We start from the raw sequence: 13,449 nt of genomic DNA, 5'->3' as shown, positions 1-13,449 counted from the left end.
CCCGTCCCGCACCGCGGCCTGTGCGACGGTGCGGGACGGGAGCGGGGTTACGGCTGCTGGGGGTGGTGGGCCGGGATCGGGGGAAGGTCGCCGGTCTGCTCGTACGCCGCCAGCATGTCGATGCGGCGCTGGTGGCGCTCTTCGCCGGAGTAGGGGGTGGAGAGGAAGATCTCCACGAACTTCGTGGCCTCCTGCTCGGTGTGCATCCGGCCGCCGATCGAGAGCACGTTGGCGTCGTTGTGCTCACGGCCGAGCGCCGCCGTCTGCTCGCTCCAGGCCAGCGCGGCCCGTACGCCCTTGACCTTGTTCGCGGCGATCTGCTCGCCGTTGCCGGAGCCACCGATCACGATGCCCAGGCTCTCCGGGTCCGCGGCGGTCCTCTCCGCGGCACGCAGGCAGAACGGCGGGTAGTCGTCCAGGGCGTCGTAGAGGTGGGGGCCGCAGTCGACGGGCTCGTGCCCGTGGGCCTTCAGCCACTCGACGAGATGGTTCTTGAGTTCGTATCCGGCATGGTCGGAACCGAGGTACACGCGCATGGGACGAGTGTGGCACGGGCGCCGCCGGGTAGCTGTCGCCGGGGTGAGGACGGGCGTCGTGCTTCGGATTCCGTACAACGATCCGGAATCGGGTCTTCCGTCCCGCGTGAGTTCCGGTTTGAATGCGGGGGCTCGTAACCCGAGAAGCTAAGGATTGTGCATGAGCGCGCAGCCGACCCTTGCGAAGGCAGGCGGAAACCCTGAAGAACCAGGGAATCCGCAGGTCTCCGACGGTCTCCAGGCCGGTCTCAAAAACCGCCATTTGTCCATGATCGCCATCGGCGGTGTGATCGGCGCCGGCCTCTTCGTGGGGTCGAGCGGCGGTATCGCCGCCGCCGGTCCTGCGATTCTGCTGTCGTACACGCTCGTCGGTGCGATGGTCGTCTTCGTCATGCGGATGCTCGGCGAGATGGCCGCCGCGAACCCGACGTCCGGTTCGTTCTCCGCGTACGCCGACCGCGCGCTCGGACGCTGGGCGGGCTTCTCCATCGGCTGGCTGTACTGGTTCTTCTGGGTCGTGGTGCTGGCGGTCGAGGCGACGGCCGGCGCGAAGATCCTCGAAGGGTGGATACCGGCCGTACCGCAGTGGGGCTGGGCGCTGATCGTGATGGTCGTGCTGACCGCCACGAACCTGGCGTCGGTTTCGTCGTACGGCGAGTTCGAGTTCTGGTTCGCCGGGATCAAGGTCGTCGCGATCGGCGGCTTTGTGGTGATCGGCCTGCTGGCCGTGTTCGGTGTGCTGCCGGGGTCCGACAACCCGGGCGCCGGATTCGCGCACCTGACGGACAGCGGCGGGTTCTTCCCGCACGGGTACGGCGCGATCCTGACCGGTGTGCTGATGGTCGTCTTCTCGTTCATGGGCAGCGAGATCGTCACGCTGGCGGCCGGCGAGTCGTCGGACCCGCAGCGGGCCGTCACCAAGGCCACGAACAGCGTGATCTGGCGCATCGGCGTCTTCTACCTCGGTTCGATCTTCGTGGTGCTCACGCTGCTGCCGTGGAACGACAAGTCGATCCTGAAGGACGGTTCGTACGTCGCCGCCCTCAACTCGATCGGGATCCCGCACGCGGGTCAGATCATGAACGTCATCGTGCTGACGGCCGTGCTGTCGTGCCTGAACTCCGGGCTCTACACCGCCTCGCGCATGGCGTTCTCGCTCGGCCAGCGCGGTGACGCGCCGAAGTCGTTCGCCCGTACGAACGGGAAGGGCGTGCCGCGGGCCGCGATCCTGTCGTCGGTCGCTTTCGGCTTCGTCGCCGTCTTCTTCAATTACAAGTGGCCCGACACGGTGTTCGCGTTCCTGCTGAACTCCTCGGGCGCGGTGGCGCTGTTCGTGTGGCTGGTCATCTGCTTCACGCAGCTGCGGATGCGCGGCATCATCCTGCGCGAGGCGCCGGAGAAGCTGATCGTGAAGATGTGGCTCTTCCCGTACCTGACGTGGGCGACCGCCGCGATGATCATGTTTGTGATCGTCTACATGGCGTTCGACGACGCGGCGCGCGAACAGGTGCTGCTGTCGCTGCTGGTGGCGGTCGTCGTCGTCGGTATCGCGTTCGTCCGCGAGAAGGTGAAGCGCGGGCAGAAGGCGCAGACGGAGTGACGGAAGGGCCCGCGCCTCCCATGGGGCACGGGCCCTTCGTCGTCCGTACGGGCGGACTCAGCCGCGGTCGCCCATCAGCTTCCACGCCGCCGGCAGCGCGCCCATCGCCAGCACCGCCTTCAGCGCGTCGCCGAGGAGGAACGGGACCAGGCCCGCCGCCACGGCCGCGCTCAGCGACATGCCGGCCGAGAAGGCCAGGTACGGCACGCCGACGGCGTAGATGACCGCCGAGCCCAGCACCATCGTGCCCGCGGTGCGCAGCACGGAGCGGTCGCCGCCCCGGCGGGCCAGCGCGCCGACCACGGTGGCGGCCAGCAGCATGCCGAGTACGTAGCCGAAGGACGCGCCGCCCGCGCCCGAGGTGCCGCCCGCGAACCACGGCACCCCGGCCATGCCGACCAGGGCGTACAGCGCGAGGGAGAGGAAGCCGCGGCGGGCGCCGACGGCGGTGCCGACGAGCAGCGCCGCGAAGGTCTGGCCGGTGACGGGGACCGGGGAGCCGGGGACCGGGACGGCGATCTGGGCCGCGATGCCGGTGAGCGCGGCGCCGCCGAGCACCAGGACCGCGTCGCGGGCGAGGGCCCGGCCGGCGGTGGTGGCGGACGGCAGCAGGTCGGCGAGGACCGCTCCGGAACGGGCGGGGGCGGCAGCAGTGCTCATCGGGACTCCGCGGGTGAGGAAGGGTGCGGGCGGGAAGGGACACCGTGACCGTAGCCCAGGGGTTAACGAGCGATCACCATCAGTGGCCGACAAAGCGGGGGTTGATCGCTTGGTGGAGTTCGGACAAAGGGCGGGCGGCAACCCTGTATGCGCGTGATGCGCGTCACTGAGGTCCGGGAGCCGGGGGCCCCTTTGCCGAGAAGTGACGGACTCGGGGAGACTGTAGGTTCTTGCCAAACGGTCCACCGAACGTTCCCAGAGCTGCGAGCAACATGCACGACGATCAGGCCGAGCCCCTCGCCCACGGGCTCAAGCAGCGCCACCTGACCATGCTCGGCCTCGGCGGGGTGATCGGCGCAGGACTGTTCGTGGGTTCGGGCGCCGGGATCGCGGTCGCCGGCCCCGGCATCGTCGTCTCGTACCTGATCGCGGGCGCGCTCGCGATGCTGGTGATGCGGATGCTCGGCGAGATGTCCGCCGCGATGCCCGCGTCCGGGTCGTTCTCGGTGCACGCGGAGCGGGCGCTGGGGCGCTGGGCCGGGTTCAGCGTGGGGTGGCTGTACTGGTTCCTGCTGGTCGTGGTGCTGGCGGTGGAGGCGACGGCCGCGGCGCGGATCGCGAACGGCTGGGTGCCGGGCATCGCGCAGTGGGCGTGGGTGCTGATCTTCATGGTGGTGTTCACCTGCGCCAACCTCGCCGCCGTGAAGAACTTCGGGGAGTTCGAGTTCTGGTTCGCCGCGCTCAAGGTCGGCGCCATCGTCCTGTTCCTCGGGCTCGGGCTGCTGGCCGTCTTCGGGGTGCTGCCGGACACGGAGCCGGTGGGGCTCGGCAATCTCACCGGGCAGGGCGGGTTCCTGCCGAACGGGTGGGAGGGCGTCGTGTCGGGCGTGCTGACGGTCGTCTTCGCCTTCGGCGGGCTGGAGGTCGTCACCATCGCCGCCGCCGAGACCGAGGATCCGGCCCACAACGTCGCCCGCGCGGTGCGCGCCGCCGTGTGGCGGATCCTCTTCTTCTACGTCGGGTCGATGCTGGTCATCGTCACCGTGCTGCCCTGGAGCGCGCAGCAGGCGGGGCTCAGCCCGTACGTCACCGTGCTCGACGCGATCGGCGTTCCGTCCGCCGGGCAGGTCATGAACATCGTGGTGTTCGTGGCGCTGCTGTCCGCGCTCAGCGCCAATCTGTACGGGTCCTCGCGGATGGTGTTCTCGCTCGCGGAGCGCGGCGAGGCGCCGAAGGGCCTGCTCAAGGTGTCGGGCGGAGCCGGTGGCGGGGTGCCGCGCCGGGCCGTGCTGGCGTCGGTCGCCTTCGGGTTCGTCTCCGTACTCCTCAATCTCCTGTGGCCCGAAACGGTCTTCCTGTACATGCTGAACGCCGTCGGCGCGGTGCTGCTGTTCGTGTGGGGGCTCGTCGCCGCCTCGCAGTTGCGCCTGCGCCGCCGCATCGAGCGGGAGGCCCCCGAGCTGCTGACGCTGAGGATGTGGGGCTTTCCCTGGCTCACCTGGATCACGCTGGCCGGGCTCGGCGGCGTCCTGGTGCTGATGCTCACCGACGACGCGGCGCGGCCGCAGCTGCTGTGGTCGGCCGGTGCGACCGGTGCGGTGCTGCTGGTGGCAATGGTGAGGGAATTGCGTGCAAGACGTGCATGAGCGTTCACGTTGTGTGAGCATCGTGTCCGTATAGCGGTCAAGTGTTCCCTGTGAGCGGTGCGCGTACTCAGACTGTGGCGTCTGTTTCCCCGTCTCAGCTACTGAACAGGGTCCGCCCATGTCCCGGTCTCCCGCGCCGACGCCCGTCGAGGATGTCGGCTCCGTCGACAACAAGGTCGACTCACCGCTCACGCACGGACTCAAGCAACGCCATCTGTCGATGATCGCCCTCGGCGGCGTCATCGGCGCGGGGCTCTTCGTCGGTTCGGGCGCGGGCATCGCCGCCGCCGGCCCCTCCATCATCGTCGCCTACGCGATATCCGGGCTCCTGGTGATGCTCGTGATGCGCATGCTCGGCGAGATGTCGGCCGCCAACCCGGCCTCCGGCTCGTTCTCCGTGCACGCGGAGCGGGCGATCGGCCCGTGGGCCGGCTTCACCGCGGGCTGGGCGTTCTGGTTCCTGCTCTGCGTGGCCGTCGGCCTCGAAGGCATCGGCGCCGCGAAGATCATGGTGGGGTGGTTCCCGGGCACGCCCGAGTGGGCCTGGGTCGCCCTCTTCATGCTGGTGTTCTGCTGCACGAACCTGGCGGCCGTGAAGAACTTCGGCGAGTTCGAGTTCTGGTTCGCGGCGCTGAAGGTCGGCGCGATCGTCGTGTTCCTGGGCATCGGCGTCCTGGCGATCCTCGGCCTCCTGCCCGGCTCCGACACCCCCTCCCCCGGCGCCGGAAACCTCACGGGCATCGGCGGGTTCATGCCGAACGGCTCCGAGGGCCTGATCGTCGGCCTGCTGGCCTCGGTCTTCGCGTACGGCGGCCTGGAGACGGTCACCATCGCCGCGGCCGAGTCCGAGCACCCCGTCCAGGGCGTCGCGAAGGCCGTGCGTACGGCGATGTGGCGCATCGCGGTCTTCTACATCGGCTCGATGGCGGTCATCGTCACGCTGGTGCCGTGGAACGACAAGGAGGTGGTGGCGAAGGGTCCGTACGTCGCGACCCTGGACCACCTGGGCATCCCCGCCGCCGGTCAGATCATGAACGTCGTCGTGCTGATCGCCCTGCTCTCGGCGATGAACGCCAACATCTACGGCGCCTCCCGCATGGCCTGCTCGCTGGTCTCCCGCCGTCAGGGCCCGAAGGTCCTCGGCGCGGTCTTCGGCGGTGTGCCGCGCATCGCCGTGCTGGTCTCCTCCGTGTTCGGCTTCGTGTGCGTGCTGCTCAGCTACTGGCGGCCCAACGACATCTTCCAGTGGCTGCTCAACATGATCGGCGCGCTGATCCTGGTCGTCTGGATCTTCATCGCCGTCTCGCAGCTGCTGCTGCGCCGCCGCACCGAGCGCGAGGCGCCGGAGAAGCTCGTCGTGAAGATGTGGCTCTACCCGGCGCTGACCTGGGTCGCGCTCGCTGGCATGGCGGCGGTCTTCGTCCTGATGGCCCGCGAGGAGGACACCCGGCTCCAGCTGTACTGGAGCGGCGGCCTGACGCTCTCCCTCGCCGTCGTCGGTTACGCGCTCCAGCAGGTCCGCAAGTCGGCGGCCGGCGCGGACGCGGCGGCCGGCGCGGGCAAGGAAGACTGAGCGAAGCGATACGTACGAGCGTTACGCACGGACGTCCGTGTCAGCGCACCGGACCCCCCGGCCGTCACGGCCGGGGGGTCCTTCGCGTCCGCACCGCGTACGGGCCAGGGCGTGCGCCGCGCCGCCGGCGGCTGCCCGGCAGGTGTCCGCGGGTGGCCACGGCCACCGCCCGGACGCCCCGCGTACCGGGGCCGGCACCCGGCCGTGCCCTGCCGTCGCCGGACCGCACACGGCCCTCCCGCGGACATCGGCGCCGCCTGTGAAGTTCACACCGTGCACCGTGTTTTTCCGTTGCGCGGGGGATTGACGCCCAACTACCGCTGTTCCAAGCTCTGTTAACCAATCGACTGCACGTGTTGGCGGAGGTCGTGATGGGCATGCGGGTACCTGACCGACGGCGGTTCCTCGCCCTCACGGCGGCCGCATCCGCCACTCCCCTGCTGAGCGCCTGCGGAGCGGGCTTCGGCGGCAACGAGGAGCGCAAGGACGGCGGGTCGGCGGCCGACGACGTCACCGGCTCCTTCGACTGGAAGAAGGCCGAGGGCAGGACGGTCAAGGCGCTGCTGAACAAGCACCCGTACACCGACGCGCTGATCGCCGATCTGAAGTCCTTCACCGAGAAGACCGGCATCGAGGTCGAGTACGACGTCTTCCCGGAGGACAACTACTTCGACAAGCTGACGGTGGACCTGTCCAGCGGCCGCGCCTCGTACGACGTCTTCATGCTGGGCGCGTACATGGTCTGGCAGTACGGGCCGCCGGGATGGCTGGAGGACCTCGGGCCGTGGATGGGCAACTCGTCGGCCACCGGCGCCGAGTGGGACCAGGGTGACTTCTTCCCGAATCTGCTCCAGGCCGGCCAGTGGTCGCTGAAGGCGGGTGCGCCGCTCGGGCAGGGCGGGCAGTACGCGCTGCCGTGGGGCTGGGAGACGAACGTCGTCGCGTACAACACCGAGGTCTTCAAGAAGCTGGGGCTCAGGCCCGCCGAGACCTTCGACGAGCTGCGCGAGATGTCCGGCGCCATCGAGCGCAGGGCGCCGGGGGCCGGATTCGACGGGATGTACGGCGTCGCGGTGCGCGGGTCGCGGAGCTGGGCGACGATCCACCCCGGCTTCATGACGATGTACTCGCGGTACGGGCTCAAGGACTTCACGGTCGACGGCGGGAGGATCACACCCGCCATGAACAGCCCCGAGGCCGTCGCCTTCACCCGGGACTGGGCGGAGATGGTCAAGAAGGGCGGGCCGCCGTCCTGGACGTCGTACACCTGGTACCAGTGCTCCAGCGACCTCGGCGCGCAGAAGGCCGGGATGCTCTTCGACGCCGATACGGCGGCCTATTTCCAGGCGGTGGAGGGGGCTTCCCCGGCCTCCGGGAAGATCGCCTTCCACCCGGGGCCGAAGGGGCCGGACGGGTCGCTCGCCACGAACATGTGGATCTGGTCGCTCGGCATGAACGCCAGGAGCGGGAACAAGCACGCGGCGTGGCTGTTCCTCCAGTGGGCGACCGGCAAGGAGCACCTGCGCAAGGCGGCGGTCGAGGGCAACCACATCGACCCGGTGCGGAGGTCCGTCAGCCGGGACGGGGCGTACAAGGACAAGATGAAGGGGATCGAGGGCTTCATCGAGACCTTCGAGACGGTCGTGGACCAGACGAAGATCCAGTTCACGCCGCAGGAGCAGTTCTTCGACGCGACGACGAGCTGGGCGGCTGCGCTCCAGGAGATCTACGGCGGCAAGAACGCCACGTCGGTGCTGAACGGCCTGGCGGGCGACCTGGCTTCGAAGGTCGGGTGACGGCTCGATGTCCCCGTCCCTCGCCGGGACCGGCCACGGGGCGGCCCCACCCGGGAGAGGCGGACCGCCGGCGCGTGCCGTTCCGCGCCTGCGGCGCGGGCTGCGGCCGTACCTGCTGATCGCGCCCGCTCTGCTGCTCACCGGCGGGATCCTCTACCCCTTCGGGCTCGGGCTGTACTACACGGTCTTCGACTTCGCGGCGAGCAAGCCGCAGCCGGACATGGTCGGGCTGGAGAACTACCGGCGCATCTTCACCGAGTCGTCGTTCTGGGAATCGGCCCGGGTGACGGTGCTGTACGCGGTGGGGGCGGCGGCCGTCGAGACGGTGCTCGGGGTGGGGGTGGCGCTGCTGCTGCACCGCTCGACGCGGGTCGGGCGCGTACTGGAGAAGGTCCTCATCCTGCCGCTGATGATCGCGCCCGTGATCGCCGCGATCATGTGGAAGCTGATGCTCCAGCCGAGTGTCGGCGTCATCAACCACCTGCTGGAACCCTTCGGCATGGGTGGGGTGCAGTGGACGGACACCCCGGCCGGCGCGCTGCTGTCGTCGATCGCGGTGGACGTGTGGGTCCACACGCCGTTCGTGGCGATCCTGGCGCTGGCGGGGCTGCGGTCGCTGCCCGCGTCGCCCTTCGAGGCGGCGGCGGTGGACGGGGCCGGCTGGTGGTTCACGTTCCGGAAGCTGACGCTGCCGATGCTGTGGCCGTACGTCCTGGTGGCGGTGATCTTCCGGTTCATGGACTCGCTGAAGGTCTTCGACATCATCTACGCCCTGACCGAGGGCGGGCCCGGCGACTCGACCGTGGTGCTCCAGATCCGGGCGTACCTGGAGGCGATCCGCTTCCAGCGGTACTCGTTCGGGATCAGCTACATGATCGTGCTGTGGGCGGTGGTCTACCTGGTCACGATGGTGCTGGTGCGCTACCTCGGAAAGGTCCAGAACCGGGCGGCGGAGGTGCCGAAGTGAAGCGCAGGCTGCTTGCCGTCGCCGCCGACGGGGCGCTGATCCTCTACTTCGTCTTCGCGCTCTTCCCGGTCGCCTGGATGATCGTCCTGTCGCTGAAGCCGGCGAACGACCTGTTCAGTACGTACTTCTCCTTCACGCCCACCCTCGACTCGTACAGGACGGTGCTCGGGGCGGGGAGCGACGAGGGCGTGCCGTTCCTGCGGTTCTTCGTCAACAGCCTGGTGGTGTCGCTGGGGGCGGTCGGACTGTCGCTGGTGATCGGGCTGCCCGCCGCCTACGCCGCCGCCCGGTGGCGGTTCCGGGGCTCGGAGAACCTGATGTTCACGCTGCTGTCCTTCCGGTTCGCGCCCGAACTCACCGTGATCATCCCGCTGTTCGTGCTCTACCAGAAGCTCGGGCTCTTCGACAGTTACGTCGGCATGGTCTGGGTGCTCCAGCTCGTCACGCTGCCGCTGATCGTCTGGATCATGCGCTCGTACTTCTCCGACCTCTCCCCCGAGCTGGAACAGGCCGCGCTGCTCGACGGCTACACGAGGAAACAGGCCTTCTTCAAGGTCGCGCTGCCGCTGGTCAGGCCGGGCATCGCCGCCGTCTCGCTGCTCGCCTTCATCTTCGCCTGGAACAACTTCGTCTTCCCGCTCATCCTGACGTCGTCCGAGGCCCAGACGGTGACGGTCGGCGCGCTGTCCTTCCTCGGCGGCGACCGGCCCAAGTACAACCTGACGGCCGCGGCGGCGCTGGTGTCGGTGGTCCCGCCGCTGCTCCTCGCGCTCACCATCCAGCGGTACCTGGTGCGCGGGCTCTCCTTCGGGGCGGTGAAGTCCTGATGAGCTCCGCGATCTCGCTGCGCGGCATCCGCAAGTCGTACGGCAGGAACACCGCGCTCGACGGCCTCGACCTCGACGTCGGGGAAGGGGAGTTCTTCTGCCTGCTCGGGCCGTCCGGCGCGGGCAAGACCACGACGCTCAAGACCGTCGCGGGGCTGGAGGAGCCCCAGTCGGGCACGGTCTCGCTCGACGGCGCCGACATGACGGGCGTCGAGCCGTACGACCGGGGCGTCGCGATGTGCTTCGAGTCGTACGCCCTCTACCCGCACCGCAGCGCGTACGACAACCTCGCCTCCCCGCTCCGCTCCCCCGTCACAGGCTGCCGGCCGCCGAGGCGCACGAGCGGATCGGCGCGGTCGCCGACCTGCTCGGCATCGGTGCGCTGCTGGACCGCCCGGTCGGCCGGCTGTCCAACGGCCAGCGCCAGCGCGTCGCGCTCGGCCGCGTCCTGGTGCGCCCGGCCCGCGCGTTCCTCCTCGACGAGCCGCTGTCCCACCTCGACGCCAAGCTCCGCCAGGCGATGCGCGCCGAACTGAAGGCGATCGGCGCGGTCCGGCGCACCACCACCCTGTACGTCACGCACGACTCGGTGGAGGCGCTGGCGCTCGGCGACCGCATCGGGGTGATCAGGGAGGGCCGGATCGTCCAGACGGGCACCCGCGAGGAGATCTGGCACCAGCCGTACGACACCTTCGTCGCCCGCTCCTTCGGCAGGCCCCGCATCAACCTGCTGCCGGGGACCGTCACCGGCCACGGCACCTTCCTGTCGGCGGACCGCTTCTTCGAGATTCCGCTGGGCCCGCTCGCGGTACGGTCCGCCGCACCCGGCGCCCCTGTGCAGATCGGCGTCAGGCCGCGCGACCTCTCGCTCGGGTCCGGTCCCGTCGAGCTCACCGGCACCGTCTACATCACCGAGGTCCTGGGCCGCGCCACCGAGGTCACCGTACGGCTCGGCGGGCAGCACCTGTCGCTGGTCGCGCCGCGCGCGGACGCCGCCGGGCTGCGGCCCGACGCTCCGGTGAGGCTGACCGTACGGCCGGAGGGCCTGCTGCTGTTCGAGGCGGACGGTGCCGGCGGCGAACCGGGGCGGAGGGTCACCGGATGAGCGACGGTCCGCAGCGCGGCCCCGCGCCCCGCCAGGCCGCCATCGCCGAGCAGGTGCTCGCGGCGGGCTCGGCGACCGCCGCCGAGCTGGCCGATCGCTTCGACGTCAGTCTGATGACCATCCACCGGGACCTCGACGAGCTCGAGCGGCAGGGCCTGGTGAGGAAGTTCAGGGGCGGGGTCACCGCCCAGCCGTCCGGTGTCTTCGAGTCGAACGTCGCGTACCGGCTCAAGGCGATGCGCGCGGAGAAGGCCGCCGTCGCCGAGTACGCGCTGAAGCTCATCGAGCCCGGCATGGCGGTGATGCTCGACGACTCGACCTCCACCCTGGAGATAGCGCGCCGGCTCGGCTCCGGCTCCGTCGCGAAGAACGTGCTGCTGCTCGACCACTCCGAGCTCGGCCGCGTCGCGCTCCACCGGCTCGCCCCGCTCTCCCGCTTCGACCTGGTGCTGGTCGACGACGGGACGTCGGACCGGTTGCTGCGCGACCTCGACGAGCACGAGGTCCCGTACGAGGTGTGCCCGACGGCGGCGGGAGGGCCGGGCGATGACTGAACTGGTGCTGCGCGAGCTGCGCAAGACCTACGCGACCCGGGGCCGGCCCCCGGTGGAGGCCGTACGCGGCATCGGCCTGGAGCTGCGCTCCGGTGAACTGCTGGGCCTGCTCGGCCCCTCCGGCTGCGGCAAGTCCACCACGCTGCGGATGATCGCGGGCCTGGAGACGGTGACCGGCGGGGACATCCTCGTCGGCGGCGGCTCGGTGGTGAAGGTCCCCGCCCAGCGGCGCAACATCGGGGTCGCCTTCGAGAACTACGCGCTCTATCCGCCGCTCACCGTCGCCGAGAACCTCGGGTTCGGGCTCGCGGCGCGCCGCAGGCCCCGCGGGGAAGTGACCGCGCGGGTACGGGGCATGGCCGAGCGGATCGGCCTGACGGAGCTGCTCGACGCGCGGCCGGGCGGACTCTCCAGCGGCCAGAAGCAGCGGGTGGCGCTGGCGCGGGCCCTGATCCGCGAGCCGGACGTACTCCTGCTCGACGAGCCCCTCTCGCACCTGGACGCGGCGCAGCGCGACACGACCCGCCGCGAACTCAAGCGCATCCAGAAGGACTTGGGGCACACCACCATCCTGGTCACGCACGACCAGGAGGAGGCGCTGTCACTCGCCGACCGGATCGCCGTGATGAAGGACGGCGTCATCCAGCAGCTCGGCACGCCGTACGAGATCTACGACAGTCCGGCGAACCTCTTCGTGGCCGACTTCGTCGGCGAGCCCGCGGTCAACCTGCTGCCCGGGGTGGCCGAGTCCGACGGGTGCGTACGCCTCTCGGAGGGTGTGCGGCTGACCGTTCCCGTGCGCCTGGCGGCGGGCCGGGAAGTGGTGCTGGGCGTCAGGCCGGAGGATCTGCGGCTCGCGGGCGAGGACGCGGCGGCCCTGCGGGCGAGGGTCAACGCCCACGAACCGCTTCTGGAGGCGGGCATCGCCACGCTCGCGCTCGACGGGGTGGCCGAGCCCCTCGTCGTGCAGACCGGTCCCGAGGTGCGCCTCGACCGGGGCGAGACCGTACGGGTGAGCGCGGACCCGCGGCTCACGCATGTCTTCGACGCCGAGACGGGAGAGGCCCTGCGATGAAGATCCTGGCAGCCGGTGACCACTTCGTCCTCAACTCGCTGATCTGCGACGCCCTGGAGGCCGCCGTCACCGCGTCCCCCTTCGAGCTGACCGAACTCGCCCTCCCCTGGCCGCTCGAACCCTTCGGCAGGGTCGCCGGGGTCGACGAGGCCGGCGACTGCGAGGAGGCGCTGATCGAGGCGTTGCGGGACGTCGAGGTGTGCGTGACCCAGATGGCGCCGTTCACGGAGCGGGTGCTGGAGGCCTCCCCCGCCCCGCGGCTCGTCGCCGTCCGCCGCGGCGGCCCGGTCAACGTCAACGTGGAGGCGGCGCGGGCGCGCGGGGTGCGGGTGTGCTTCGCGCCGGGCCGCAACGCGGCCGCCACCGCCGAGTTCACGGTCGCGATGATGCCGGCCGCGATGCGCCGCCTCCCGCAGGCGCACGACTCGCTGGCCCGGCAGGGCGTCTGGGACGGCTCGTACCGCACGTACAAACGCTGCGGCTTCGAACTGGAGGACACGCGGGTCGGACTGATCGGCTACGACGCGGTCGGCAGCCGGGTCGCACGGGTGCTGAGCGCGTTCGGTGCGGAGGTGGAGGTGTACGACCCGTACGTGCGCGGTGATGTGCACGGCGTGCGGGCCGCCTCGCTCGACGCGCTGCTGTCCCGTTCGCGCGTCGTCACCCTGCACGCGCGCCTGACCGACGGGACGCGCGGCCTGATCGGCGCCCGCGAACCGGGCCTGCCGGCCCCGGTCGCCGACCCGGTCGCGGTCGGCGAGACGCGCGGCCCCGGCCTGCCGCCGGGCACGCGGATCGCGGACGGCCCGTACGACCTGCCCGCGTGCGCGCTCGGCGCGGGGGTGAGCCTCTTGGCCGGGGGCGGCCGGGGGCGGCCGGCGGCGCGGCGCTCCGGAGGCGGCCGGGGGCGGCGGGTGCGGGGGCTTCGGGGGCGGTGCCGTGCCGGGGCGTCTCCTCGGGTGCCGAACGTCCGGGCACCGGGTTCTGCTTCGGGGTGGTGGTGTTCGGTGCTCCGCGGGAGCGCCCCGACACGTCCCCTCCCGGCACCGTGAGTCGTGGGGCGGGGCCGGGCACCGGGTGAATCCCACGTGGACGGGCTCCGGCCACTGC

General features: G+C 70.7%; 12 protein-coding genes and 1 pseudogene. 11 read left to right on the top strand and 2 right to left on the bottom strand.

The window, feature by feature from the left end:
• Positions 1-47: 47 nt before the first annotated feature.
• Positions 48-536, bottom strand: coding sequence for a ribose-5-phosphate isomerase (locus BN1555_RS21145; RefSeq protein WP_093800850.1), 489 nt, complete (start codon positions 534-536; stop codon positions 48-50).
• Between the two features lie 160 nt (positions 537-696).
• Between BN1555_RS21145 and BN1555_RS21140 the strand changes: the two genes are divergently transcribed.
• Positions 697-2,136, top strand: a complete 1,440-nt coding sequence (locus BN1555_RS21140) for an amino acid permease (protein WP_093800849.1) — start codon at positions 697-699, stop codon at positions 2,134-2,136.
• Between the two features lie 57 nt (positions 2,137-2,193).
• Here BN1555_RS21140 and BN1555_RS21135 read toward each other — a convergent pair whose 3' ends face one another.
• Entirely contained in the window at positions 2,194-2,796 is a 603-nt protein-coding gene (locus BN1555_RS21135; protein WP_093800848.1) for a biotin transporter BioY, read from the bottom strand.
• Between the two features lie 272 nt (positions 2,797-3,068).
• Between BN1555_RS21135 and BN1555_RS21130 the strand changes: the two genes are divergently transcribed.
• From BN1555_RS21130 to BN1555_RS21090, 10 genes and pseudogenes are all read left to right on the top strand, one after another.
• Positions 3,069-4,442, top strand: coding sequence for an amino acid permease (locus BN1555_RS21130; RefSeq protein WP_093800847.1), 1,374 nt, complete (start codon positions 3,069-3,071; stop codon positions 4,440-4,442).
• 118 nt (positions 4,443-4,560) lie between these two features.
• Positions 4,561-6,015: an amino acid permease gene (locus BN1555_RS21125; RefSeq protein ID WP_093800846.1), complete on the top strand. Its 1,455-nt coding sequence runs from the start codon at positions 4,561-4,563 to the stop codon at positions 6,013-6,015.
• 377 nt (positions 6,016-6,392) lie between these two features.
• Positions 6,393-7,811, top strand: coding sequence for an ABC transporter substrate-binding protein (locus tag BN1555_RS21120; protein ID WP_255306115.1), 1,419 nt, complete (start codon positions 6,393-6,395; stop codon positions 7,809-7,811).
• 7 nt (positions 7,812-7,818) lie between these two features.
• Positions 7,819-8,778, top strand: a complete 960-nt coding sequence (locus BN1555_RS21115) for a carbohydrate ABC transporter permease (protein WP_093800844.1) — start codon at positions 7,819-7,821, stop codon at positions 8,776-8,778.
• Positions 8,775-9,605: a carbohydrate ABC transporter permease gene (locus BN1555_RS21110; protein WP_093800843.1), complete on the top strand. Its 831-nt coding sequence runs from the start codon at positions 8,775-8,777 to the stop codon at positions 9,603-9,605. Before BN1555_RS21115 ends, BN1555_RS21110 begins: the two co-directional genes overlap by 4 nt.
• A pseudogene (locus BN1555_RS40480) lies at positions 9,605-10,035 on the top strand (ATP-binding cassette domain-containing protein); the annotation flags it as partial. The gene BN1555_RS21110 and the pseudogene BN1555_RS40480, both read left to right, overlap by 1 nt.
• Positions 10,036-10,056: 21 nt before the next feature.
• Entirely contained in the window at positions 10,057-10,710 is a 654-nt protein-coding gene (locus tag BN1555_RS40470) for a TOBE domain-containing protein (protein WP_255306445.1), read from the top strand.
• A complete protein-coding gene (locus BN1555_RS21100) occupies positions 10,707-11,264 on the top strand; it encodes a DeoR/GlpR family DNA-binding transcription regulator (RefSeq protein WP_093800842.1) in 558 nt (185 codons plus the stop codon). The genes BN1555_RS40470 and BN1555_RS21100 overlap by 4 nt, the downstream gene beginning before the upstream one ends.
• The gene (locus tag BN1555_RS21095; RefSeq protein WP_093800841.1) at positions 11,257-12,339 is read left to right on the top strand and encodes an ABC transporter ATP-binding protein; all 1,083 of its coding nucleotides are present in this window, start codon (positions 11,257-11,259) and stop codon (positions 12,337-12,339) included. The genes BN1555_RS21100 and BN1555_RS21095 overlap by 8 nt, the downstream gene beginning before the upstream one ends.
• The gene (locus BN1555_RS21090; protein WP_093800840.1) at positions 12,336-13,391 is read left to right on the top strand and encodes an NAD(P)-dependent oxidoreductase; all 1,056 of its coding nucleotides are present in this window, start codon (positions 12,336-12,338) and stop codon (positions 13,389-13,391) included. Before BN1555_RS21095 ends, BN1555_RS21090 begins: the two co-directional genes overlap by 4 nt.
• Positions 13,392-13,449 lie beyond the last annotated feature (58 nt).

It is taken from the genome of Streptomyces sp. Wb2n-11 (assembly GCF_001049855.1).
In the GTDB taxonomy this organism is placed as follows: domain Bacteria; phylum Actinomycetota; class Actinomycetes; order Streptomycetales; family Streptomycetaceae; genus Streptomyces; species Streptomyces altiplanensis.
Note: the sequence above shows the minus strand (reverse complement) of the source record. Positions and strands in the feature narration are given on the sequence as shown.

Bases quoted from the DNA above. Each gene is read 5' to 3' on its own strand.
- BN1555_RS21145 (WP_093800850.1), bottom strand. From the start codon at position 536: ATGCGCGTGTACCTCGGTTCCGACCATGCCGGATACGAACTCAAGAAC.
- BN1555_RS21140 (WP_093800849.1), top strand. From the start codon at position 697: ATGAGCGCGCAGCCGACCCTTGCGAAGGCAGGCGGAAACCCTGAAGAA.
- BN1555_RS21135 (WP_093800848.1), bottom strand. From the start codon at position 2,796: ATGAGCACTGCTGCCGCCCCCGCCCGTTCCGGAGCGGTCCTCGCCGAC.
- BN1555_RS21130 (WP_093800847.1), top strand. From the start codon at position 3,069: ATGCACGACGATCAGGCCGAGCCCCTCGCCCACGGGCTCAAGCAGCGC.
- BN1555_RS21125 (WP_093800846.1), top strand. From the start codon at position 4,561: ATGTCCCGGTCTCCCGCGCCGACGCCCGTCGAGGATGTCGGCTCCGTC.
- BN1555_RS21120 (WP_255306115.1), top strand. From the start codon at position 6,393: ATGCGGGTACCTGACCGACGGCGGTTCCTCGCCCTCACGGCGGCCGCA.
- BN1555_RS21115 (WP_093800844.1), top strand. From the start codon at position 7,819: ATGTCCCCGTCCCTCGCCGGGACCGGCCACGGGGCGGCCCCACCCGGG.
- BN1555_RS21100 (WP_093800842.1), top strand. From the start codon at position 10,707: ATGAGCGACGGTCCGCAGCGCGGCCCCGCGCCCCGCCAGGCCGCCATC.
- BN1555_RS21095 (WP_093800841.1), top strand. From the start codon at position 11,257: ATGACTGAACTGGTGCTGCGCGAGCTGCGCAAGACCTACGCGACCCGG.
- BN1555_RS21090 (WP_093800840.1), top strand. From the start codon at position 12,336: ATGAAGATCCTGGCAGCCGGTGACCACTTCGTCCTCAACTCGCTGATC.